Raw genomic sequence first — 23,303 nt, forward strand, 5'->3', positions numbered from 1 at the left:
GACGATGCACTGGGCGTTCCAACCAAAAGGAACATAAATTGATCCGTAATATGAACAAGAATCAGACAAACAACCTGGCTAGAGCGGCGCTTTCAGTTGCGTTTTTGCTCGCGGCAAACGCGGGGACGCTGACAAGTGCATATGCGCAGCAAATTCTGCTCACCTGCACGCCGCCCCTGGTGGCAAACAGCGACGGTACTGATTGCGTGCGTCCAGCCGCCCAGCAAAAGACGCCTGACCGCCTGACGGCATTTTCAATTCGGGCCGGGGATGGAAGGCATTTAGGTCTTTATGTAAAAACAGGTAGCAATACTTGGACAGGTCCAAGCCTGGATTCCAACGTTACAGTCCAATGGTCACAGGAAGATGCCGGTTCAGCGAGCTTGGTTCTTTACACCGAAACACCCAGAATTAGAACATTAATTGTTCATGACAATGACGATGTCAGTTCCTCTGGCTTGCCGGGCGGTTCAGTGCTGGGAGAACGGGCCTACTAACGGCCATTGTCAAGCTACGCTGTTTCCGATCATCAAAGCGAGCATGTACGGTGAAGTTGCAAAGGCACCGTTGTTTCAGGCAAGAAGCCGAGCGCCGGCTTTGCTCGGAACAACCATTGTCCTTCGACCTTACCCACACAGCATGTTTGCAACACTAAGCCTCCTTCACTTGTCTTTGGGTGATGGAGCCGCTCAATGTTTCGCTCGAACTGGAGTAACACCATGAGAATTCTTCATTCTTCTCTGAAACTCGCTTTTGCTTCCGTCGCTTTATTGGCCCTTTCGAACACGGCACAGGCTGAATTCTGCAGCAAATACAAGCAAACGCACTCAAATGCGGGCCAATGTGACAATTGCTACGTAACAATAAAGTCCCTACCAAGCCAACAGCTATACTCCGCTACTGGGAGCAACGGATGGCATTCTGAATTGAATTGGGTCGAAGGCGACTCTTCCGTCGCCACTGGTGGTGGCCTGTGGGTCGGAGCACCAGAATCTGAATTTTTTCAAATGGACTTGGAGCAACAAGGCTCAGAACTGTTCATGACTATGCAAATGTATAAGAACAAACAACGAGATATCTTAGTAAAAGCACGCTTACGCTGTATAAAGCCATAACTGCAAGTGTCTAAGCATACTTGCTGGTAAGAAGTGTCGAAGGTCTTGAATAGGCTCACAATAGTCGTCGGCTTGACGGACCTTGCTGCCGTTGGAGAGAATGATCCAAATTACCGCATTCAATCAACGTTCTCAGATATCTTCGGTAGAGCATGACTTGAGCCAAGCCATGACGTTGGCCACCGACTCGTTCTCTTTGGCAGTTCGCGGCATGAGGACATAAAAGTCATTTTTATCTGCGTTCCAGGCTGAGCCAACCTCGACTAAACGTCCGGCTTCAAGGTCATGTGTCACTAGAAATCGGCTTACCAAAGCTACACCTTGCCCGGCGATGGCTGCATCAACCGCAAGCGACGTTTGGTTCAGATGAAAGTGTCGAGTAGTCTGATCTTGTACACCCAAATGCGCAAGGTAGCTGGGCCATAGATCATGAGTGTCATGGATTTTTGGCTCGTTAGCGAGAGTTTCTGAATCAAGAAGATTATCGCCTTTGCCCCTAAATTTGGGCGCCGCTACCGCGATTAGCGATTGTTTGAACAAAAGCGTTGCATCCAAAGATGCGCCAAACGGCGGCGACCCTTGGCGCACTGCGAGGTCTATTCCGTCGCTATGGAAGCTCGAAACTTTTTCCGTCGCCATAATCCGCAAATCGATATTTGGGTGTGCTGCCGTGAACTCTGGTAGGTTTGGGATCAGCCATTTTGCAGCAAAGGTTGGCGTGACGCTGATAACAACTTTGTCCGGCTCTGGTCTAAGTTCAGCCGTTGCGGATCGAAGTTTTGCGAAAACCGCGGTAATACGGTTGTGAAAGCGGCGTCCGGCAGAAGTTAACCTCAGCCCCTTCGGCACCCGTTCAAACAAGGTCACATTGAGATGTGCTTCGAGCAGGCGCACTTGTTGCGCAACGGCGCCTTGCGTGACTCCCAATTCATCGGCAGCCGAGCGGAAACTGAGACGGCGGCCTGCCGCATCAAAAGCACGCAAACTGTTGAGTGGTGGGAGCTCAGTCATTCTGCGATAGTATTTCTATTGTCATGCAACACAAACTCTCAATCGAATTTATTCATTAAACCCATTATAAACAACCAAAATTCGAAAGGATACCGAAAATGACAGTAGAAAAAGTGGCATTGATTACAGCAGGCGGCAGCGGCATGGGTGCGGATGCGGCTCGCAAATTGACGGGAAATGGGTTCAAAGTTGGTATCTTATCTTCGTCCGGTAAAGGTGAAGCACTTGGCAACGAACTTGGCGGCTTTGGCGTAACTGGTTCCAACCTTGATTGTGAAGCGCTTAACGCTTTGGTCGAGGGTGCGAAAGATCGATGGGGTCGCATCGACGTCTTAGTGAACTCAGCCGGCCATGGACCAAAAGGACCAGTGCTCGAAATAAGCGACGACGATTGGCATCAAGGGATGGAAATCTATCTTATGAACGTGATCCGCCCGACCCGGCTTGTCACACCTACAATGCAGGCGCTTGGCGGCGGAGCAATAATTAATATCTCAACCTTTGCGGCATTCGAACCAGATCCGATTTTTCCGACCTCAGGCATTTTCCGCGCCGGGCTTGCTGCCTTCACGAAGCTCTTTTCGGACAAATATGCGTCAGAGAATATTCGCATGAACAATGTCCTCCCTGGCTTCATCGACAGCTTGCCTGAAACGGAAGACCGCAAGGCGCGTATACCCATGGGACGTTACGGCCATGCTTCAGAAGTATCGTCACTCATTGCGTGGCTGGCCTCAGAAAATGGTGGCTACATGACAGGACAGAACCTGCGCATCGACGGAGGGTTAACCCGTGCAGTCTGATACCGTGGCCCTCGCTTCACCTCGCAAACGCATTGTCTTTGCGGTCAAGTGGGGAGCGTCCATCGTTCAAATCATGGGATACACTGCGACGGGATTTGGCTGGACGCCTTGGAACCTCTACCTGCTTCTCGTTGGTGTCGTGGGATGGTTCGCCGTTGGCGCGCTATGGAATGATAAGGCGCTCATGCTTGTCCATCTTGTCGCGCTCGGCGCAATGATTGCAGGTATGGCAAGCAGCTGATAAGCGAAAGCGGCGCTTCGGACATTATGTAACATTCGGTAGGTATTGTCTCAAACAGTCATTTGGTGCTTGGGTCTTGTCAATTGCGCAACAATGCACATAGTACGGATCTTACATACTCTGTGTGTTCCAGGCGGTAAAAATTGGAATGTCCACGCCTGAACGCGCGTACAATCTTGAGACGCCTTAACAATTGTAAATGTTGAGAACAGTTTGCCGCGGTATATTCAGTTAACTTAGCAAGTTCCTCGACACACCTTTCGCCTTGAAGCAGTTCAAGGAGAATTTGCATGCGAGTGGTGGACGAAAAAGCATGGGCAAGACTGGCAGCATCTTCAATTTGTTCACGGCTTAGCATACCGACCTCTCTTCAAGAAACGACTAATACTATTATGCATCTAATTTTTTGAATGTGGATATAATGGGGCACATTGCCACCTGATATTCAAGTATAATTGTTTCACACAAAACAAATTACAGCGTCATTTTATTTCGTAGTGCGAATAAGCCGATCGTTGCTGAACTGTTCGTGGAGGAGATTGCGCAGAAATTCAGAAATATGATGGCGTTTATTCAGTTCGCAGTTAACCCAACGATAATTGTAACTAAGTTATGTTTAATTAAACTCGAATTTCATCGACTTCTCACAATATGGGGTTTTTGTGGAAATCCAGACAGAATCCGCTTCAGATTTTAGTCAGCGAATGGCAAAGGCCTACATGTATGGGGCGCTGTCTTTTGTGGCGATTGGCATTGCATGGGCCGCTGTATTTATCATTATGGGCTGGTGGCTTGTCGTCGGGATGGACTTAATCATCGTGGCGCTTGGAGGTGTTATCTACTTTTCTATGCGAAAAGGTCACCTCAGGTTTGGAGTTTTTTTGGCTCAGGTCGGACTTCTGCTTGTTGCCATCACAATGGGCATCCTTTTAGACGTCCCAACGGCTGAATATCCGCGGGTGGTTCATATATATCTGCTTTCACTTGCTTCGCTTGGGTATCTTAACTATCAGCGAGAGAAATCTAACATCCAACTCCTGATTATTGTGATTTGTTTGTTGGCCTTTATTGTCTTGTCTTGCGCACCCTTGGCATCACCTTATGTTCTACAAATGCCAGATTTACTTAGGACAGTTGGTACATGGGCAAATGCGACAATGGCCACAATCATATTGGCAGCGTCAGTTCATGCGATCCATTCAGAGCTCGTTCGGAAGGACAAAGATAGTCGACGCCTAATGTCGGCTTTGTGGAACAAAGAGTTTAAACTGGTTTTCCAACCGCAGGTAGATAAGTCAAGGAAAATCATAGGCGCAGAAGCTTTGATAAGGTGGCATCACCCTGATAAAGGCGAAATCTCACCAGCATCGTTTATTCCTCAGGCTGAGCAGCTCGATTTGATGCCGGATATTGGCAAATGGGTGCTTGAAGAAGGCTGCACTGTGTTGAAATCATGGGAGCAAAACCCCAAACTTCAACATATGAATTTGTCTCTTAATGTTAGCGCAAAACAGCTAATGCATGACGAGTTTGAAGAGAATTTGAAAAAGATATTGAATCGCACAGGCGTAAATCCCGAGAGGCTCACATTGGAAATCACTGAAAGCGTGCTTGTAACCGGCTTTGAAATAGCGAGAACAAAATTAGCAACATTAAATGAGCTGGGCATCACCGTTGCGCTAGATGACTTTGGAACCGGTTACTCCTCTTTATCCTATCTTCGACAATTGCCCGTTCAGCACGTTAAAATCGACCGCAGTTTTGTACGGGATGCATCACTGAATGATGGCAGCAAAACCTTTGTCAAAAACCTGGTTCAGCTATGCAATGATCTTGGACAAAATGTAGTGGCCGAAGGTGTGGAAACCGAAGAACAGCATAAGCTTTTGTGTGAATTTGGCGCTTCCGACTTCCAGGGATATCTTTATGGGAAGCCTACAGATTTAGAGAATTTCGAGAGCCAAAATCTCGCTTAGAAGATTTGTAGAAATTTGGGCACTAATCCCAATACTCGTCATCTTTTTGTTTTGAGACACATTTTCTATTTTTTCGCCGAAAAAAGCCAATGCATATCTGGCTTTTTCTAAGATGACAGATATGTTCCCTCAAGATTGACAACATAGCGTGACGAATTTTTGTGAACTTGAGTAAGCCAAATATTTTTCCAGCCCTTGCCCCTGTGAGTAAGCGCGAAATGTTCCGCGCGTCATTAGGTGCATTTCTTGGTCTTTTGGTCTCCGGGTTTACAACCGGCATGTTTATGACGGACCAAGCAGCCATTGGTATACTTGTTGCACCGATGGGCGCCTCTGCTGTCTTGCTATTCGGAGCACCAACAAGTCCATTTGCTCAACCCTGGTCAATATTAGCTGGCAACACTGTCGCACTTTTGAGTGGGTTAATCATCTTACTGGCCGTAGACGATGTAGTTTTAGCAGCCTCATTGGCTGTTTCGCTCACAATCGGCTTAATGTTCTTTTCAAATTGCATACACCCACCTAGTGGTGCTGTAGCACTTACCGTTATCTTAAGTCAGCCTACAATATCTGAATTCGGATATCACGCGGTTGTTGCACCCATTTCCCTGAATTCATTGATTTTGCTTTCAATGGCAGTCCTATTTAACAATCTGTCAGGCAAAAAATACCCGCATATTCCAGTAACTGATACAGGTGAAAGGAGCACTCAATTAGATAGTCTTCATTTGTCCACGCTACCGGATGATCTGAACCAAGCACTTAAACGGTATGATGAGGTTTTGAACGTTAGTCCTGACCAATTGGATTGGATAATGGATCAAGTCCAATTGCAATCATATCAACGCAAGTTAAAAGGTTTTTCTTGTGGTGATATCATGGAGCCTTGCGGCATCACATTGTCACCTAGACTTCGCCTCAACAAGGCATGGTCAACCCTTAGAAAGTCTGGATTAAATGCACTGCCGGTCGTTGATGAAAATTCCCGCCTTGTGGGCATTGTTAGCCAACATGATTTCGTAAGATCTCGTGCACTCAGTGTTGAAGGGCAAGTTGGGGGCACACTCACCTCAAATGTTGAAAGTCTACTTTCTGGAACACGATTTTTGCGAGTGGAAGACATCATGACCCGAACTGTTGTCTCTGCAGATTCAGACACACCTATTGCGAAGCTGGTGCCCGCACTGGCGGAAAAAGGACTTCACCAAATTCCGATCATCGATATAAACAGTAAAGTTATCGGCATGGTCACACAGGCAAATCTTATAGGTGCCCTGCTCACTAGCCAGGAAATGGTGACATCTAGCAAATGCGCTTAAGCAGGTATCAATAATTCCTTCATTTGCAGGATGATTTCACAACACACCTAGACGCAATCCGCATCTAATAGCAGACACAACCTAAGCAAAACATCAAAGACCCTCCCCCGGCTTATTCAATTGGCCAGGCGGTTCTCGTGCGAACTCTTCATCAAATAAAAACCAATACTGGTTAGACTAACACGCCATTAGGCAAATTGGTGGATGATGATATCGCGCGCTATTAGCAAAGTTGGCACATATTTTAGCTTGAGGCATGACTCGAGCGCAGTGATCTTCGCGCGCCATAGAACGGCACAACGTCAAGTTCCGCTCATGTATTTGATTTTGAGCATCAATATGCTCTCGCTTTGCGTGACGCATCTTAATTTGGCGCCGCGTCATTTGACAGTTTATTTCCCTGCTTTCCTACTCTTGTTGAGCGGCGTGAGGACACTTAGTTGGCTTCACAAACGAAACGCCCAAATCAGCCTCAGACGGGCACGAAATGCGCTGAGAATAACGCTCATATTTGCAATCGTGCTATCAGCAGTTTTTGTAACTTGGTCGCTATCCCTGTTCACTTACGGCGACGCATACACAAAAGGTCAGGTTGTTTTTTTCATAGGCGTTACCCTTACAACAATTATCACCTGTCTGATGACAATTCGGCAGGCCTCAGCCATTATGTTTGCCATTGTTGTCATACCGACATCTTTATTTTTGATAACGCAACCGGAGCCCGTTTTCCACGCGATAGCTGTTAATATGGTGTTGGTCATCGGCGCTATGATCTTTGTCCTTGATCGCGCCAATCAACATTTTCGAAACAGCATTGAAAAACAATCAGAGTTAAATGCGGCAAATACTAAAATTCGCAAAATTGCAAATTTGGATAGCTTAACTGAGCTAGCAAATCGAAGACATTTTTTCCACTTCCTCCAAACTCGAATTGAAGATCCTGATTGTGAGAAATTTGCACTAGTCCTTCTAGACCTAGATGGGTTTAAACCTATCAACGATGTTTTTGGGCACCCAACCGGCGATAAAACGCTGGTTGAAATCGCGGCAAGACTGAAAAATTGCTTGCCTCCCAACTCATTCCTTGCCCGTTTGGGGGGAGATGAGTTTGCAATCATCATTTGGGAAACGCCACACCAAGTCGTTGTTGATGTAATTGAGAGAACTTTAGGCGTTATTTCCTATCCAATTTTATTTAACGAAGGCAGCGCCGTTGTGTCAGCCACGGCTGGCATCGCATACTTTCCTGACGCCGCTGAAGAAGCCGGATTGCTTTTTGAACGGGCAGATTTTGCACTTTGTTTTGCAAAGCAGGAAAAAAGAGGTGAGATTGTTGAATTCAATCTACATCATGAAGAAAATATTTTATCATCAGCAAACTTGGCAAAGAACCTAAGAGAATCCGACTTTGAAGCAGAATTCTCGATGGTGTTTCAACCCATTTGGGATATAGCGTCCATCAACATAATTGGCTTTGAAGCACTAGCTAGATGGAACAGCCCATCCATGGGGGCAGTCCCGCCAGATCATTTCATACCTGCTGCTGAGCAAACGGGCCTAGTAAGCAATCTGACAAAAATTCTAATTGGCAAGTCGCTTGATGTTGCCGAAACATGGCCCCAAAATCTAAAACTAGGGCTCAATCTTTCGGCGGTGGATTTGTGCTCACACGAAGCCATAACCCAAATATTGTCTTTAATAAGGGATCGAAAATTTGATCCGAAACGCATTACGATTGAGATCACAGAAACCGCAGTGATGCGAGATTTTGAACGCGCCGTCCAATCGCTTAATCGATTGCGCAAAGCTGGTATGCAAATCGCGTTAGATGACTTTGGCTCTGGCAACTCGAGCTTAAGCTACTTGCAAAAGTTGCCTTTGGATCATGTCAAAATCGACAAATCGTTCATACAAAACGCCGACCATGATCCTCGCGCCCACGAAATCACACTGACCATAGTGAGACTGTGTGCGTCGTTTGGCATGACTTGCATAGCGGAAGGTGTAGAAACAGCAGATCAAATAGAGTTACTTTCAAAAATTGGCTGCTCTACGCTGCAGGGATATTTTTTTGCCCGACCAATGTCTGCAAATCGTGTAGATCAGTATATTGCAGAAAACTCGCCAGTACTCTCTATTGGATTCGGTTAAGTCTGAATCACAAATAAGTAATACGATTTCCCAAAGCGGACCTTCAAATCATGTGAAGCGCATTTTACTGCAACGCACTATACTTTTGGAAAAGTTCGCCTTTCCATGCAAACACAATCCGCACTTGAGTGACGCTTTGTTAACCTCCTTAAAGCAATGCACCCAGATGCCTCAAATTTGTTAATATTCTGAAGGCAACATCTTTACGAGCACATTTTTGTTGGGGGAGAATATGTTTGAGTTCAAATTCATCGTAAGTCTGATAGAAGCCATGGGGATATTGGCACTGATATCACTCGTTTACGGCGTGATTGTGAGAATGAACTTAGGCTCCAACATTAAGTCGGTGTTGATCGGATTGCTATTTTCATCTGCTGCACTTCTCGCAATGTTCACACCCGTTGAGTTTGCGCCTGGCATCATTTTTGATGGGCGTGCCATCATGGTAGCGCTAGGTGCAGCGTTTGGGGGGTTGCCAGCCGCGGTAATTGTTGCAATTTTTGCGGGAGCTGCTCGGCTGTATATTGGCGGCGCCGGCGCACTCAGTGGGACCGTTGGAATTCTACTGTCAGCGTTGCTCGGATATCTCTGGATGCGTGCCTACGCGCGCAGCACCAGACCTAAGTTTGTCAAGCTTGCTACTGGCGGTGCGTTCATTTCACTTGAATTTCTGGCGATCTTTATCTTGCCGCACGACATTGCTATTGGTCTATTCCTGAATTTGTATCCAATTATCATCACTTCGTTCATCCTTATCACCGTGATTTTAGGGCTATTAATTGAAAGAGAACACCAGATCATTGAATTCACAGACCAGCTAAATACCGCTGCAAACACCGATCATCTAACTGGCCTCTTGAATCGGCGCGGATTCGAAGAACATCTAGAAACACTGTCAAAAAAAGATGATTTGTCGTCCCTTATTGTGCTCGATCTTGATCATTTTAAAGCGGTGAATGATGACTATGGCCATGATGGTGGCGATCGCGCATTGGTTTCGATTGCCGAAACGATCAAAACATATACTCGCCCCCAAGACATTGTTGTTCGACTTGGCGGAGAAGAGTTTGCAATCTACATGCCAAAAGTAGACTCCAAAGCCGCGACAATTTCTGCGGATCGGATTCTGGATCACATCCGATCTACTAAAATAGTTTCAGGAACTCACAAGTTTTCAGTCACAGCTAGCGCCGGGATAGCAGACTATTGCCCAAAGCTGACAGAGTTCTGGCAAGCTATTAGAAATGCTGATCAAGCACTTTATCGCGCTAAGCGCGAAGGTCGAGACCGCGCAATGTCAACACTCACTTGACAAGCTCACTTCAAAGCTAAGGCCTCAAAAGTATTTCCTTACCGACTAACATTAGGTTTCAGCTTGAAATCCTTACGAAAAATAGGTGAAACACACTCAATCTGCTAACCTGCGTCAGCAGACATGTTGCAACATATTTTAGCACACCCATTTGTCACGTAACTTCCTTGTAAAAAAAAATGCCGCATTTTGTTCTCATTGAGAGCGAAGCTAATAACTCTATGCCGCAAGAAGGCATTCGCTTTGCGGAGGAGAGATACGCGTTTTAAGTTATTTGTATCTCCTGCAAGACACCTCGTTTCTCACCTGTGCTTGTTCAAAAGCTCAATTCGCTTTCGCAATGCGAACTCCTCAATCGTTTCCGCAGACCGACCAAGTATCTTTTCGATTTCAGTAGCATTGTTTTCCAGCGGTTTGGTGAGGCGAGGAAAATAGTGAAGCAAGAGCATCACAAAAATATAGCTCCATTTTGCATTTTGGCGTTTCATATAAAAAATGTATGGAAACAATAATGCCGGCGTGTACTGAAACGAAGTCCCAATTGTGGTGTTGATCTTATCGCAGACTTCCTCGAACCCCAATTTATGCCCGCTGCTCGCCGTAATCTGATTTGCACTAGTTTCACGCAACAATGCCTTTGTACAAAGCTCTGCAACATCTAACACAGAGATCCAATCAAGTTTCAAATTGCCAGCTGGCAGATAGACCCGGTTTCGCTCGGAAAGCTCTTCAAACAAAGTCGTTGCAAGGTTTTCCATGAAATAGCTTGGGCGGACAAAACAATAGTCAAACCCCATTTCGACTATCACTTTTTCGATTTTTGCGTGAGGCAGATAGCTCAACTTATCCGCGCCCTGCACACTCAAAAATACAATTTTTGTATTGCGTTCAATTGGGTCAAGAAGTCGCCTAAATAACGCTGGATCAGTCAATTGAGGCGGACGAACCAAGAATATTGCGTCAAACTTTGTTTGCAGCACTCCAGGTTTTTCAAAGTCCACTATATTGGACGGGTTTATTGGCGAGGCCCAGTCATTTGGTAGCTTCCGAACACCTGCAACAGCATCATGTCCTTGAGCTCTTAGCAGCTTAAGTACTTCACTGCCGACATTGCCAGTTGCGCCAGTAACAAGATAACTTGCCATTTCTCCACATCTTCACGTTATGCATTGACTTGGTATGGCTATCACACTTTTTATGGCGCGTAACTTCATAAGATTTCTACCTAAAAAAAGCGATCCAAAGCTTGTGCTCAGCCAATCCCAATCACGATCCAGGGTTAACAAAAAACCACGAGTGACGGCGGAAATCTTTGCACGCGTTATATTCAACATTGGAATTTGACCCACCAATTTCATCTGGACGACCACAAACTTTAAACCAGCCCAAGCTTCTTCTGAACATACTCAGCAGTAAGGTGTTTTGACACATCCATAGGATCACATCTGCCATCTGGATCAAAGTCGACTGGGCCGATTTTTTTCGCAACTTTTACGGCAGCTGCATTTAAAGCCGCAGTACGTTTGCCGATCCCCATAAGGGCAGAAGCCATCGCCATGAGTATATTGATGCTTTGGCTGTTGTAGCGCTTATCTATCTTATCGATGTGCGCCAGAAAATATCGCTCGTCAGGTGCACTCTTGCGCTGATCTTTTGATATTTCATACAGCAACCCGTAACCACAACGCACGCGTTGATGGTCGTCACTTTCGATCCATTTATCTGCCAATTCCACAACAAAAGGCGTTTTTGCCAATCTCGCATCACACGAAGAAAAAACATGCGCCAAATATCCACCATTCAGCTGTTCCACTTGGCGCTCGGCCTGCTCGATAGTGATCTTTTTGGGATCATCGATAAGCAACGACAAAATTTTCATTTCATAAATATCAGTTTGCCAAAGCTCGTCGGCAAACTCCGCGTCGCGGCCTATCGTTTTGGCAAATTTTCGCAAACGCGTGAGACCAATACCGAAACTTTTCAGGCCACCTGATTTATCGACATGCTTTTGCCAATGGGCCATGCCACGTTCATCTTGGTTCGACTGCAAATATTCAAGGATGTCTAATTTGTTCATGCTGCTCGCCTCGCCACTTGATTGCATTCAGTATGCATCTAAATGCTCGATTAGGACATAACTGCCATCCAAATTATTGGAACACTCAGTTCACGCGTTTTAAGTGCCCGCATCGTTCATCAACAACAGGCATCGTGCCGTTAGCTCGCATTTCGTTTTGTTGTACACTAACTACTTTTGACCTAGGCTAAAGCATGCCAAAATTTTCTGATCATGATGCATACATAGCTGCAGCGCCAGAACAGTACCGTCCACTTTTGCGCCACCTGCGAAAGCAATTGGCACAAGCCCTCCCTGACGCAGAAGAGCGGATAATGTATGACATGCCGGGTTTTGCGATTGGAAACTCAATTGTCGTCGGCTATGCAGCGTTCAGCAAACAATGCGGGTTGTATTTCAGCAAAGGTGCCATTGCATTGCATGCGAAAGACATCACCAATGCGGGCCTCAAGGCGAGCAAGACAGGCGTGACCTTCACAACCCGCTACCCCATTACGGATGAACTGCTTAAGAAACTGGCCATATCTTCGCGTAAAGATCTTCGCCTTTAAAGATCAAGGCCAATTTCAGGGCATCGCAAGCATAATTTCTACCTCACAGCTGGAAACTATTTTGTTTTCCGAATTTCGTTCTTGCTGACTGATTTTCACTATATGCTGATTATCCCAATAGCTGACATTCCTTGAGTGTCCTTTGCGCTTAATACTCCATCCCAATAGCTGACGTTAAACACCTAGCAGATTGCAGCAATAGTAGCTGTGTGAAGTGATTCTTGCCCATCTGAAATCGTGACTTACAGATATATGATCGCTGGGCAGATTAACTTCAAACGCGCCAGTCTGTAGAACGGCGCACAATCTCTCGGACATCATCTTCAAAAGTTGCAGAGTTCCGAAAATCCTCGGGCATGCGTTCATAGCCGAGCTCCGCTACAAGCTCGTAAAGTGCGTCTGACATATAGTGATGTGCCTCATTCACGTTGTGGGGGCCGGGCAACAAGTCCAAGGCATCTTTTTGTCTGAGTGATACCATCACATGGTTATTATAATCAGCTTTTATAGTTTTCGTGCCGTGTTGGGTCATTACCCAAAGCACACAAAGCTCCTCGAGGTTTAAGGAATAGAATATCTTTTCAATACGTTCATGATAAGCCTTCTCTTTTGCGCGCCTTTGGAAGGGAGCACGGATTGTGAGAACCGCCCAAATCACGATCTCCAAGACAAGAATTGCCGAAGACAAATAGAAAACCAATAAGATTTGCGTCTGGTAAGTATCAGTAAACTCGGGCTGCTCTAACCCCAATCTGTCAATAGGAACAAACAAGAGCGCTCCACTAAACAAAAACAGTACAAAAGCAGTTTTGGGCGACTTCAACGCCTGAAAGAATTGGGTGATGAATTCCATGCAAAACCTCTTTAAGATGGTGCGAACGGGACCGAATTTAGTCGCCCTTGTCCAAGAACAATGACCGTACAATGGTTTTTCGCTCGGGTCATTGCATTGTATAGCAAGCGCCTCTTGTGCTCATCGCCTCCGGTAACCGACTGCGGCCACAGAACGATAACCCTGTCAAACTCTCTGTTTTTTGCTCCATGGATGGACATGGCCTTAATCTTCGCACTTTTCTTGAAGCCAAGACGTGTGTTGGTTCTGACCGCATCAGAGATAAATGACACCAGTTGAGCTTTCTCGAATTCTCTTTGGCCCGTTACCTTGTGAAGTCTGCGGACACGCCGGTCTACTGATTTGACCGTTGGCTCCTCCAAGTGCTTTTCCAGTAATTCACACACCTCATCGTATGAAGCCGAGGCAGGAAAACCTATCTCCGCCGACAAATCATCCGCAATGCTGTTGTCACGGCCTTCCCAACTGACTGGGAATGCGTTGTGTGGCCATGGACCTTGCTTTTCTGTGACCGAGTTTATTGCGTTACGTATGATCGTGTTCTTCGAGTCCGGAGTGAGGATTGCAACGTCGTGAGAGCCACGTCTCAATTGAAACGCCAAATTCCAGGCGAGCAACCCTGGATTATTGGCCTTGGCTGGAACTTCCAAAAGTTCGATACCTTCACCGACCCAATGAACCCTGTCAGTCTTCCCGATAGTTTCCTCATTCAATACGTCTAGTGTGTTTTCACCTCTCCTGACAGCCAATGCGGCGGCTAGCAAACCTTCCTTTGTTGTCCTGTGACACTGGGTGAGAGAATGAGTGGTTCCCGCGTGTTCTAGCTGGGCGATGAAATTCGCTGTCTCTTGACCGTCAGTCAAGCACTGGAAGCTGTCTGCAGCAACAACAGCCGTGCAATACTCCTTTAGACCGAGAATTATTCCTTGCCGATGGACATCAAGGTCTTGAGCCTCGTCGACCAGAACCAAGGGGTAAGTTCTTGCCACCCAACGGAGCACCTCTGCATCTTGCAAGAGTTGGCTGGCCAAGAAACAAGGCCCGTTAAATTGGCCCAACTCCTCTGCCTGCCGCCGCATTTCGTTGGTCAATTTAGCGCTTCTACGTCCGGCCAATGACTGAGCAAAAGAATCAAACGTGAGACAGTCGAACTTCCGTCTGAATGACGCTTCGGCATTTAGGCTTGCAGTCAGCCGTCGTCTCGCGCCATTCATAAAAGTAAGGGCAAGCATACGCTGCCCCTCACTCAACGCATCGTTCTCGATTAATTGACGGGCGTGCGCCACCATATTGAAGGTCTTTCCTGACCCAGCAGGTCCTTCGAAGAAATCAAACGTCATTGGGCGGATCGAACCGGAAGGTGGGCATTGCATCGCTATCTTCGGCCTCCCGAACTAAAATTGGAGAACTCTGAACTGACGGATCAAGTAAAGTGTCGCAGAGCGCATTAAGTAGTTGCGCTGCCCGCTTGCGGCATGCGGCTTCGCTCATCAGAATTGCCGACGTGATTTCTTGTGTGGGGGCGTAGGACTTCCTATCTTCCAAGAAAGCAGAAAGCTCTGCCACATTACCGATTGTCTCGCCACTGGCTTCAGCTATCCGGGGTAAAACCTGAGCAATGTTCGCTTCCGCGATCCACGTGACAACGTGTTCTATTTTCCAATCGTTTGGCCATATGATTGCCGCCCTAGGCGATGGATCAGCCGCGTTCAGTTCCGCTAGATACTCCTTACCGGCTTGATCTCCGTCAACAAGGATTGAGCAATGACGATGGACCTGTCTAACCACATCGTGCGTCTCAGCGATCTTTGCGTCGTCTGTGGGCACAACCCCAACAAACGTCGAAAACCTCGATTGTTCGTCTTCAGGCGAATCCCAACTTTGCCTAAGCTCCAAAGCAGTTTGGAGCGCCTCTAACCAAGCGACATCACTGATACCCTCTGGGATCAAAACACGCTGATGCATCAACGCCGCAATCAACTTTTGTCGCCAAGCAAAAAAGAGGTGTTGCTTGTGATTGGTCGGACCAGCGGGTGTTGTCTTTGACAATGGCGAAACAGACATTTGTCCACCGTCATTATCAACAAAGTAAGTTGCTTCGACAGGGAACATCGCCGCGACAAGTGGTGAGTGTGTAGTGACAATAGTCTGATCGCAGAGCGCGTTTAGCCGGTTGACTAGCCGCTTTTGTTGAGAAGGTTGAATGTGTAGTTCAGGCTCCTCAACCGCAAGGACGAATGACTTATTCGCATCTGCTCTGGCTTTTCCGAATTGCATCAGCAATAGAAGACTTTGCAATGAAGTCAGACCAGTTCCCTGCCGGGCGGAAGGGAGGGTTGGGCCGTCGCCGTGCGCAAAGTGAGGCACAACACTTTCAAGAACTGAGTTGCTGTCTGTCCCTGTAATCCGAAGCTGAAGCCTTGGTGATGAAGGCATGAGCTTTCCAAGTTCATCATTGGCCTGCTCTACAATTGCCGTGAGGCCATCTTGTTCTTCTAGTCGCTGGCCTGCTCCCGGTTCCCAAAGACGTTCCCGTGCATCGCGAATTGCAGTCGCAGGTAAACCACCTAATGTCGCTACGAGACGCCGAAAAAGCTCTGACGTAAACGAAATCCACTTGTCCCATGTGCGGGACGCCGGAACCATGAAGAATCCAAGTTCTTGAAGCGTCTTTGATGAAATCAGAGTGTAGTTTGTGTCTTCATGGAACGGATCACTAAGGGTTGCTTCATCATCCACAAAAAATCTGATGGTTTCGGCTTCGAGTTCGTGGATGTCAAATCGGGCCGCGAATGCAATCTGAACACTAAGATCTGTGTGTTCCTCATCCGCCGATGCGGCCAGCTCACCTGTGCTTGGGTTGAGCCACTTTTCAACCCCTCCGTGGCCCATCGCAAACCAAGAGGGACTATGCTGCGGATCGTTCTCCGGAAAACCTGAGACGGTCGCAATAATTAGGATCCGCGATGTTTCGATGGGACGACTTTGGTGAAAGTCATGTTCCGTCAAGCGCCGAACCAAACGATCCCGCCCAAGCAGCAGAGCAAGTGCCTCGACAATTGTTGTTTTGCCGCTATTATTTGAGCCAACAAGAACGGAGTGTTTCCCAAAAGTAAAATCTGCTTTTTGCACCCCACGCAGGCCCGAAATCTTGAGACGATGGATATGCATCAAATATTCCCGTATTGGTCAAGGTTAGAAATCTGGTGACTAGTATTTGGCGATCTTATATCGATGTGCATCGGTTGGAAATGCGATCCGCACTTAAAACTACCATTATGCAACAATCTCGAAGGGCGAAGCGTCAATTCAGGTAATGGAGATTTCCATAACGGTGTGATTTCATATTATGCAGCTAGCCAAAGCTTGCCTTGTCCGCATAACTCGCGTTGATGCCATTTGTCGCGAAGGTCCGCTCCGCGTACTTGGTGGGTACTGGCGACAAAGACATCCAACGGCAGCTTTCCGCCCTATTTACCAATTCGAAGTTCCTTGCAATGTATCAAGATGTTTGCATCGTCTGCCCCTTCTTCCAAACAGTCACCAGACTCTACGCCGAGGGCTCCGACGAGTTCAACATGCAATGTGATGTGCTAGCCATTCTTGCTCTTTATTTGGCCCCTTTTTAGAGACCTTGAAGTGTCATTTCCGTAAAACATTAAATAATGGAAACCACTCGCAGTGCGCAAATCAACGCTTTACTAATGCACTGAATGTTTGCTGAGACAATTTAAATTGAAACTTGGTAATCTTTTCATATCAAATCGTGATTGGCAGTAGCCAATATCTTGCGCGCGCGCTCAAGCACGGGTGCGTCAACCATTTTGCCTTCAAAAACAAATGCGCCACTCGTGATATTTTTGCTCCCCGCAATTAGACGCTTTGCCCAAGCAACATCTTCGCTTGTGGGCGAAAATCCTTTATTGAGCGCGGTAACAGCATTTGGGTGGACACAGGTGGCCCCATCAAAGCCATGAGATTTGGCTTCGGCAGCGGCAGCTTCTATCGAGCAAACATCGTTGTAGTCAGTTACGCTGCGGAACAGACCAAATGACATTTTTCCGTTCGCCTTGGCAGCATAGTGTAAGAGCAACTTGGGATATTTCAAAGTGCCGGGCACTGGATCAGCGCCAATTGATGTGGCGAAGTCCTCACTACCTAGAGCCAAACCCAATATACGATCAGATTTAGCAATTTCGTTGGCCGAGATTAAGCTTTCAGCATCTTCGATCAAACCAATAATACTCGTTGACACCTTCGCATTACCCCGCTCAAGCGCACCCAAAGTCTTTTCAACTCGACTCAAACTTCTGATGCTAATTTTGGGCAAAAAAAGCGCGGTCGCATTTGCGGCGATTGCGCTATTTAAATCGAGCTCCAGATTGGCTTCGTCGGCATTAATCCTCACAAAAACTGGCGCGTTTAACTGCCCGGCACTTTTTACGGCTGCATCAAGATTTTCTCTCGCAAATGCCTTGTGTTCAGGCAATACAGAATCTTCTAAGTCCAAAACCACAGCATCAGCACCGCGCAAATGCGCCTTAGCGACAAAATTCTCATTATTTGCAGGCACATATAGCATTGAACGGAGGCGCATTCTGTTCACCTATTCCACAGACAAAGCGTCAGCAATAACGTCACTCGATAGACCCAATTCAGCCAGAATAATTTGCCCATCCGCGCCCAAATCAGGCGCAGCGCGGTAAAAATTCCCAGGGGTTTCGGAAAGGCGCGGCAAGATATTATGCATGGGCATAAAGCCATGCTCAGCGTCTTCAAGCTTCGTGAAAACTTCACGCTGATTGAAATGCGGGTCGTAATTGGCGTCGGCGATCGAGTAAATCGGCCCAACGGTCGCCCCCGCATTCCGCATGATTTTCAAAGCTTCATCGCTATTGTGCGCCGCAAACCAACCACCAATGGCAGCATCTACCAAAGAGCGGTTTTCGATGCGTGCCGAGTTTGTTTTGAAACGCGGATCCTCATTCATATCTTCGCGACCGATAATGTTGAAAATCCGTGCGGCAACACTTTGCGTTGAACCAGACAAGGCCAAATGCTTACCGTCCTTGCATTGATAAACATTGCGCGGACATGAAGTATGAGAAGCCGAGCCAAACCGCTCTTTCACCTGCCCCGTATGCTGGAAAATCGCAGCTTCCGGCCCAAGCACAGAAAAGATCGGTTCCAGCAAAGAAAGGTCAATCACCTGACCTTTGCTCGTGCCCTTCTCACGCGCCAAAAGTGCCGTTGCAGTCGCCGAGGCGCCATAAATACCAGCAATCATATCTGCCAGCGCAAGTGGCGGCAAAACCGGCTCACGATCAGGAAATCCGGTACGATAAGCGTAACCCGACATGGCCTCAACTATGGTGCCGAACCCCGGCATTTGCGCATATGGGCCGGTTTGGCCAAACCCAGAAACCCGCACTAAAATTAAATTTGGATTACGCTCGCGTAACTTTTGAGGACCCAAACCCATTTTTTCAAGTGTGCCCGGCCGATAGTTCTCAATAAGAACATCCGCACCCTCAATCATTTTCAAAAGTACGTCCATTGCGGGTTTACGCCGCAAATTGAGCACGATTGAACGCTTGTTGCGGCCATAAACTTTCCAATAAAAAGATACATCATTCTCTTTCCACGCCCGCAGCGGGTCACCTGTCGGCGGCTCAACTTTGATGACGTCCGCGCCGAAATCTCCCAACTGCAAAGAAAGCATGTTCCCGGCGACAAGACGCGACAAATCGATAACCTTTATGCCCTTCAAGGGGCCTGGTGCATCAGGCGTGAACTTTCGGGATTGTTTTGTCAATTTATTGTTTCCAGTTCGACCAGTGTTGGCATTCCTGTCTGCGCGCCTAGGCGTGTGCATGCGACGCCCCCCGCTTTACACGCCTTGTGAAGTGCAACTTTCAGGTCAGTTTTCTGCGCCAGCAGCGCTGCCAAAGCGCCCACAAATGTGTCGCCTGCCCCGGTCGTATCGACCACGTTTATTTTGGGCGACGCCGCACCAATCATCTCGCCATTCGGCAAAAAGCATTTTGCGCCATCGGGCCCTAACGTAAGGATCAATGTGAGATCAAACCGCTGAGCAAGCGTGCCAACTTCTTCATTCAAATCCATAATGTCCTGAAGTTCTTTCGCTTCATGTTCATTGACAACCAGAAATTGAATTTGCTCAAGAACAGCTTCAAGCTGCTCGCTTTGAATCTGCGGTACTGGCGCAAGGTTGAGCATAACTTGACCGGCTTTATTGGCATCGCGAAAACGCTCTATCGCAGCTGCTGTTTCTTCAAATGCAATTTCCCCCTGGCAAAGGAAAATGTCAGAATTTGTGAGCACTCCATCTGCCAACGCATCAGCGCGCACCAAATCATTCGCACCACCAATCAAAGTGATGGCGTTCTCGCCTTCGCTGTCGAGCGAAATCATCGCCACGCCTGATGTGCCCTCATGTTGCGAGACGCCCGATGCGTCAACACTGTTGTCTGCAAAATTGCGTAACACATCTTCAGCATATTCATCATTTCCAACCGCGCCAATCATCAAGATTGGCAAACTGGCTCCGGCAACCCGCGCTGCCGCAACAGCTTGGTTCGCGCCTTTGCCGCCAAACGTTACCGCTTCTAGCTCGCCTTTAATCGTTTGGCCGGGACGCGCCGTTTGGTGAACGCGGATGACTTGATCTACATTAATTGAGCCAAAAACACTGAGCATTAGGCAATCCTTTGCCCGCTTTCAGCATTGAAAAGAAGCGCCTTATTTGCCTGTGGCATAATATGGATTTGGTCTCCTTCATTAAGCGCATCCTTTTGGTGCGCAACAACGGAAATTTCGATCTGCCCGACCTTAACGGAAAGTTCTTGCTCCTCTCCAGTTGGTTCCACCAGAATGACTTCACCAGCCAAACCAGCATTTGAAGTTTCGATATGCTGCGGTCGAATGCCGTAAGTGACCGCACTACCGGCCACTAGTCCGCTTGGCGTGGCCAATGGCAATCGCGTACCATCCGCCAATTCAACTTCGATCGCATCTGGCCCAAGGCTAATAGCATCTAAGAGGTTGATTTCTGGGGTGCCGATAAACCCAGCTACAAATGTATCAGTTGGGTTTTGATAGACTTCAAGCGGCTTACCAACCTGCACGATCTTTCCGCCGTTCAAAACAACAATACGGTCAGCAAGTGTCATGGCTTCGGTTTGATCGTGTGTCACATAGACCATGGTACGCTGAAGCCGCTGGTGTAGCTTTTTGATCTCACCCCGCATTTTAACCCGTAACTTCGCATCAAGGTTCGACAAAGGTTCGTCAAACAAAAACGCTTGTGGATCGCGCACAATGGCTCGGCCCATGGCCACGCGCTGGCGTTGCCCGCCAGATAGCTCGCGCGGCAAACGATCAAGCAGTTGATCCAGCCCCAAAATTTCAGCCGCTAAATTCACACGTTTGGTGATTTCAACCTTGGGTATGCCAGCAAGTTTCAGCGCAAAGCTCATGTTGTCGGCAACTTTCATATGCGGATAAAGCGCATATGATTGAAACACCATGGCAAGATCGCGCTGCTTGGCGGGCAACATATTCACAACCTTGCCGCCAATTGAAACAGAACCGCCGGTAATGTCTTCCAGCCCTGCGATCATGCGAAGCAATGTTGATTTGCCACAACCGGACGGGCCAACAAGCACAATGAATTCGCCCTCTTCAATTTCAAGTGAAATGTTATGCAGAACGTCAACCACGCCATAGCGCTTTTGAACATTTTGTAAGCTGATACTTGCCATGGTGTAGGTTCCTAATGCTCGTGAATTGAAAACGCGCCGATGGAGATGCGCCCTGCACTTTTAAGACGGACACCAGATTGGCCATAGGCGAAGCTATCGTCTTTCGCCTCAAGCAATTGTTTGCCATCCACGCTGAGCGAAATTTTGTCGCCAATCACATCCACTTCCACCTGGTAGCTCTTACCGAATTCCACCGGGAAGTTGGTTTCAGCGAGTACAGTGGTGCCAAAATCTTCTTTCAAGATGACCGCTTTGCCATTTTCAAAACCAGCAGCATAAAAGCGGCTAGTGCCTTGGGCACGAACGCTCAAAAGATGTGATTTGCCAGATTGAGGACGCATATTGGCGCTTGTTTTGGCATCTCGGGCATAAAGGTGGCCTGTCCAGATATCCGCGTCAGAAGCGGTCAAACCCTCAATGCAACCATCTTGAAGTGTCCAATAGCCACGGTTCCAAGTGAAGCGCGAAATCGCTTCCCATTCTTCCACTTCTTTAGCTGGCACAATGTTGGTTTTGCCAGCACCAGAAACCTCAAAGTTTGCCAAATACACTTTGCCCAAAAACTTCTTCCGGCCAAAATACTCTATTTGCAAACCAATTTCGTCAGCCGCTTCATCGTCGAGTTCAGGCACAACAAATTCAATGCGTGTCCATTTTCCTGGTTCTGGCTGTTCCCATGCGCCGGTCTCTTCAATCCGCTCAGACATGGTTGCCCGCACATATGGGGAAACCCGAAGGTGTTCATCGCCTTCCCAAGGCTCAAGCAAAATGTCAAAACTAACCTTCTGCCCCGCAGCAACGAGTGGCGAGAACATCGGGCGGTAACGCTCATCATCAAAATCTGATTTACGATAAAACGGCTTCCAGAAAACGCGACCTGCATGACCGCGTTCAAATCGATCTACTAAAATTTCAAGTGCACCATTGCCATTTTCTGTTTCTTTGTCCGCCCATTTAAGCTCAAGCGTATTGATGCCTGCAGTGCGGAACCCGTGGGTTGCGCCATTTAGCGCAAAGTCAAACCGCACACCACGACGCACCATATCATCAAGCCATACTTGCGGCACATCTTGGCCATCGAGCTGCAATGCAAGCACTGTGAGTTCCCGCGCAAACGTTGGAATATCAACAATATTCAACGCGCCCGTTACACCGGAAGTCACGATCATATCATTGATGGGCTTACGATACTTATCCCATTGTGGCTGCACACCTTGCAAAGTGCCGATGATCGCACCTGCATTACCTGCGTTGCAGTCGGTGTCCCAACCCGCCATAGTTGCGATTTCGACAGTAAAGGGTAAATCACCCTGCCCGTAGACCATGGCCATCGCTAAGACACCCGCGTTAGGAATGATATGGCAAACGCCCGGGTAGCGGTCATATCCAAAATCTGCGTGCAGCATTGCCAAGCAGGCACGCCAATCTTCCGGGGTGACTTTATGGAAATCGAGAACTGCGTTCACAACACGCGCATAAATTGATTTTTCATCGATCACCGAAAGACCAACATCAAATAAGGCTTCGACCGTTGTTTCGGTAAACGCAGCGGCGATCATTGCCGCAACAAAACGCGCGCCTTCAAGCCCCTCTCCGTCATGGGCAACGCTTGCGGCCGCAGCAGACATTTCGGCAGCACGTTTAGGATTACCCGGGTTAACCCAGCCCCAACTATCGATGAAAATTTGCCCGCCAATTTGCTCGGCAATCGCGTGCCCATTTTGTTCAATTGAACCAGATTGCGGTGCAGGAATGCCCGCACGCAGGTTCAAATAAGCTGTGTGTTCGGTGGAGCGTCCATAGCCGCCCCACCAATACATTCCATGCCCTTCAGCTGCATAGTTTAGCCAAGTTTTAGCCACCTCTTGAGGCGTTGGGTGCAACTGATAGTCGCGCATCGCGCGTATAAAATAGACCGGGCCATTGGTGTCATCATCGGCCGCAAAGTTTTTGAAGTCGCGCACATATTCGGTGATTTCACCATAAGTATCGCGCACACGCTCATAGCTCCAAATGGTCGGCTCAACCGGCGCGCCCAAACGCACGCCAATTGCCTTGCCTATAAAGCCAGAATAAATGCGGTGAATAATGTCGTTGCTATTTAGCATAG

General features: G+C 47.7%; 20 protein-coding genes. 8 read left to right on the forward strand and 12 right to left on the reverse strand.

Annotated features, from left to right (window positions below):
- The first annotated feature begins 38 nt into the window (after positions 1 to 38).
- The gene (locus tag ACP15Y_RS14705) at positions 39 to 497 is read left to right on the forward strand and encodes a hypothetical protein (RefSeq protein ID WP_424983864.1); all 459 of its coding nucleotides are present in this window, start codon (positions 39 to 41) and stop codon (positions 495 to 497) included.
- A 750-nt stretch (positions 498 to 1,247) separates the two neighbouring features.
- On the opposite strand, the gene ACP15Y_RS14710 is transcribed toward ACP15Y_RS14705, so the two are convergent.
- Entirely contained in the window at positions 1,248 to 2,099 is an 852-nt protein-coding gene (locus tag ACP15Y_RS14710) for a LysR substrate-binding domain-containing protein (protein ID WP_424983865.1), read from the reverse strand.
- 125 nt (positions 2,100 to 2,224) lie between these two features.
- Here ACP15Y_RS14710 and ACP15Y_RS14715 point away from each other — a divergent pair, with 125 nt between their 5' ends.
- Together ACP15Y_RS14715 and ACP15Y_RS14720 are read left to right on the forward strand one after the other, a co-directional pair.
- Positions 2,225 to 2,929, forward strand: coding sequence for an SDR family oxidoreductase (locus tag ACP15Y_RS14715; protein ID WP_424983866.1), 705 nt, complete (start codon positions 2,225 to 2,227; stop codon positions 2,927 to 2,929).
- Positions 2,919 to 3,170: a DUF6552 family protein gene (locus tag ACP15Y_RS14720; protein WP_424983867.1), complete on the forward strand. Its 252-nt coding sequence runs from the start codon at positions 2,919 to 2,921 to the stop codon at positions 3,168 to 3,170. The genes ACP15Y_RS14715 and ACP15Y_RS14720 overlap by 11 nt, the downstream gene beginning before the upstream one ends.
- 79 nt (positions 3,171 to 3,249) lie before the next feature.
- Here ACP15Y_RS14720 and ACP15Y_RS14725 read toward each other — a convergent pair whose 3' ends face one another.
- On the reverse strand, positions 3,250 to 3,528 hold the full coding sequence (locus tag ACP15Y_RS14725; RefSeq protein ID WP_424983868.1) for an ArsR/SmtB family transcription factor: 279 nt from the start codon (positions 3,526 to 3,528) through the stop codon (positions 3,250 to 3,252).
- A gap of 304 nt (positions 3,529 to 3,832) precedes the next feature.
- On the opposite strand from ACP15Y_RS14725, the gene ACP15Y_RS14730 reads away from it, so the two are divergent.
- The 4 genes from ACP15Y_RS14730 to ACP15Y_RS14745 all read left to right on the forward strand — a co-directional run bounded on the left by ACP15Y_RS14730 (position 3,833) and on the right by ACP15Y_RS14745 (position 9,928).
- A complete protein-coding gene (locus tag ACP15Y_RS14730; RefSeq protein WP_424983869.1) occupies positions 3,833 to 5,146 on the forward strand; it encodes a putative bifunctional diguanylate cyclase/phosphodiesterase in 1,314 nt (437 codons plus the stop codon).
- A 167-nt stretch (positions 5,147 to 5,313) separates the two neighbouring features.
- Positions 5,314 to 6,465 carry an HPP family protein gene (locus tag ACP15Y_RS14735; protein ID WP_424983870.1) on the forward strand — a complete coding sequence of 384 codons (1,152 nt, stop codon included), beginning with the start codon at positions 5,314 to 5,316 and terminating at the stop codon, positions 6,463 to 6,465.
- Positions 6,466 to 6,780: 315 nt separating this feature from the next.
- Positions 6,781 to 8,616 carry a putative bifunctional diguanylate cyclase/phosphodiesterase gene (locus ACP15Y_RS14740; protein WP_424983872.1) on the forward strand — a complete coding sequence of 612 codons (1,836 nt, stop codon included), beginning with the start codon at positions 6,781 to 6,783 and terminating at the stop codon, positions 8,614 to 8,616.
- A gap of 232 nt (positions 8,617 to 8,848) precedes the next feature.
- Positions 8,849 to 9,928, forward strand: a complete 1,080-nt coding sequence (locus tag ACP15Y_RS14745; RefSeq protein WP_424983873.1) for a GGDEF domain-containing protein — start codon at positions 8,849 to 8,851, stop codon at positions 9,926 to 9,928.
- Between the two features lie 302 nt (positions 9,929 to 10,230).
- On the opposite strand, the gene ACP15Y_RS14750 is transcribed toward ACP15Y_RS14745, so the two are convergent.
- On the reverse strand, positions 10,231 to 11,073 hold the full coding sequence (locus ACP15Y_RS14750; protein ID WP_424983874.1) for an SDR family oxidoreductase: 843 nt from the start codon (positions 11,071 to 11,073) through the stop codon (positions 10,231 to 10,233).
- A 230-nt stretch (positions 11,074 to 11,303) separates the two neighbouring features.
- Positions 11,304 to 12,032: a DNA alkylation repair protein gene (locus ACP15Y_RS14755; protein WP_424983875.1), complete on the reverse strand. Its 729-nt coding sequence runs from the start codon at positions 12,030 to 12,032 to the stop codon at positions 11,304 to 11,306.
- Positions 12,033 to 12,199: 167 nt separating this feature from the next.
- On the opposite strand from ACP15Y_RS14755, the gene ACP15Y_RS14760 reads away from it, so the two are divergent.
- Complete coding sequence (locus tag ACP15Y_RS14760; protein ID WP_424983876.1) at positions 12,200 to 12,556, forward strand: iron chaperone; 357 nt, start codon at positions 12,200 to 12,202, stop codon at positions 12,554 to 12,556.
- 274 nt (positions 12,557 to 12,830) lie between these two features.
- Here the strand turns inward: ACP15Y_RS14760 and ACP15Y_RS14765 are convergent, their stop codons facing one another.
- The 8 genes from ACP15Y_RS14765 to ACP15Y_RS14800 form a co-directional block, all read right to left on the reverse strand.
- Positions 12,831 to 13,409, reverse strand: coding sequence for a super-infection exclusion protein B (locus ACP15Y_RS14765; protein WP_424983877.1), 579 nt, complete (start codon positions 13,407 to 13,409; stop codon positions 12,831 to 12,833).
- 11 nt (positions 13,410 to 13,420) lie between these two features.
- Positions 13,421 to 14,749: an ATP-binding domain-containing protein gene (locus tag ACP15Y_RS14770; protein WP_424983878.1), complete on the reverse strand. Its 1,329-nt coding sequence runs from the start codon at positions 14,747 to 14,749 to the stop codon at positions 13,421 to 13,423.
- Positions 14,739 to 16,580 (reverse strand): ATP-dependent nuclease, encoded by a 1,842-nt coding sequence (locus tag ACP15Y_RS14775; protein ID WP_424983879.1) that lies wholly within the window; start codon positions 16,578 to 16,580, stop codon positions 14,739 to 14,741. Before ACP15Y_RS14775 ends, ACP15Y_RS14770 begins: the two co-directional genes overlap by 11 nt.
- A gap of 583 nt (positions 16,581 to 17,163) precedes the next feature.
- Complete coding sequence (locus ACP15Y_RS14780; RefSeq protein ID WP_424983880.1) at positions 17,164 to 18,006, reverse strand: HpcH/HpaI aldolase/citrate lyase family protein; 843 nt, start codon at positions 18,004 to 18,006, stop codon at positions 17,164 to 17,166.
- A gap of 9 nt (positions 18,007 to 18,015) precedes the next feature.
- Complete coding sequence (locus ACP15Y_RS14785; RefSeq protein ID WP_424983881.1) at positions 18,016 to 19,224, reverse strand: CaiB/BaiF CoA transferase family protein; 1,209 nt, start codon at positions 19,222 to 19,224, stop codon at positions 18,016 to 18,018.
- The gene (locus ACP15Y_RS14790) at positions 19,221 to 20,129 is read right to left on the reverse strand and encodes a ribokinase (RefSeq protein ID WP_424983882.1); all 909 of its coding nucleotides are present in this window, start codon (positions 20,127 to 20,129) and stop codon (positions 19,221 to 19,223) included. Before ACP15Y_RS14790 ends, ACP15Y_RS14785 begins: the two co-directional genes overlap by 4 nt.
- Positions 20,129 to 21,193: an ABC transporter ATP-binding protein gene (locus ACP15Y_RS14795; RefSeq protein WP_424983883.1), complete on the reverse strand. Its 1,065-nt coding sequence runs from the start codon at positions 21,191 to 21,193 to the stop codon at positions 20,129 to 20,131. The genes ACP15Y_RS14790 and ACP15Y_RS14795 overlap by 1 nt, the downstream gene beginning before the upstream one ends.
- Before the next feature lie 11 nt (positions 21,194 to 21,204).
- Positions 21,205 to 23,301, reverse strand: a complete 2,097-nt coding sequence (locus ACP15Y_RS14800; RefSeq protein WP_424983884.1) for an ADP-ribosylglycohydrolase family protein — start codon at positions 23,299 to 23,301, stop codon at positions 21,205 to 21,207.
- Positions 23,302 to 23,303 lie beyond the last annotated feature (2 nt).

This window comes from Maritalea sp. S77 (genome assembly GCF_049801075.1).
In the GTDB taxonomy this organism is placed as follows: domain Bacteria; phylum Pseudomonadota; class Alphaproteobacteria; order Rhizobiales; family Devosiaceae; genus Maritalea.

Excerpts from the sequence above, each read along its gene's own strand:
- ACP15Y_RS14715 (WP_424983866.1), top strand. The coding sequence starts at position 2,225 with ATGACAGTAGAAAAAGTGGCATTGATTACAGCAGGCGGCAGCGGCATG.
- ACP15Y_RS14725 (WP_424983868.1), bottom strand. The coding sequence starts at position 3,528 with ATGCTAAGCCGTGAACAAATTGAAGATGCTGCCAGTCTTGCCCATGCT.
- ACP15Y_RS14740 (WP_424983872.1), top strand. The coding sequence starts at position 6,781 with ATGTATTTGATTTTGAGCATCAATATGCTCTCGCTTTGCGTGACGCAT.
- ACP15Y_RS14745 (WP_424983873.1), top strand. The coding sequence starts at position 8,849 with ATGTTTGAGTTCAAATTCATCGTAAGTCTGATAGAAGCCATGGGGATA.
- ACP15Y_RS14750 (WP_424983874.1), bottom strand. The coding sequence starts at position 11,073 with ATGGCAAGTTATCTTGTTACTGGCGCAACTGGCAATGTCGGCAGTGAA.
- ACP15Y_RS14755 (WP_424983875.1), bottom strand. The coding sequence starts at position 12,032 with ATGCAATCAAGTGGCGAGGCGAGCAGCATGAACAAATTAGACATCCTT.
- ACP15Y_RS14760 (WP_424983876.1), top strand. The coding sequence starts at position 12,200 with ATGCCAAAATTTTCTGATCATGATGCATACATAGCTGCAGCGCCAGAA.
- ACP15Y_RS14765 (WP_424983877.1), bottom strand. The coding sequence starts at position 13,409 with ATGGAATTCATCACCCAATTCTTTCAGGCGTTGAAGTCGCCCAAAACT.
- ACP15Y_RS14770 (WP_424983878.1), bottom strand. The coding sequence starts at position 14,749 with ATGACGTTTGATTTCTTCGAAGGACCTGCTGGGTCAGGAAAGACCTTC.
- ACP15Y_RS14775 (WP_424983879.1), bottom strand. The coding sequence starts at position 16,580 with ATGCATATCCATCGTCTCAAGATTTCGGGCCTGCGTGGGGTGCAAAAA.
- ACP15Y_RS14780 (WP_424983880.1), bottom strand. The coding sequence starts at position 18,006 with ATGCGCCTCCGTTCAATGCTATATGTGCCTGCAAATAATGAGAATTTT.
- ACP15Y_RS14790 (WP_424983882.1), bottom strand. The coding sequence starts at position 20,129 with ATGCTCAGTGTTTTTGGCTCAATTAATGTAGATCAAGTCATCCGCGTT.
- ACP15Y_RS14795 (WP_424983883.1), bottom strand. The coding sequence starts at position 21,193 with ATGGCAAGTATCAGCTTACAAAATGTTCAAAAGCGCTATGGCGTGGTT.
- ACP15Y_RS14800 (WP_424983884.1), bottom strand. The coding sequence starts at position 23,301 with ATGCTAAATAGCAACGACATTATTCACCGCATTTATTCTGGCTTTATA.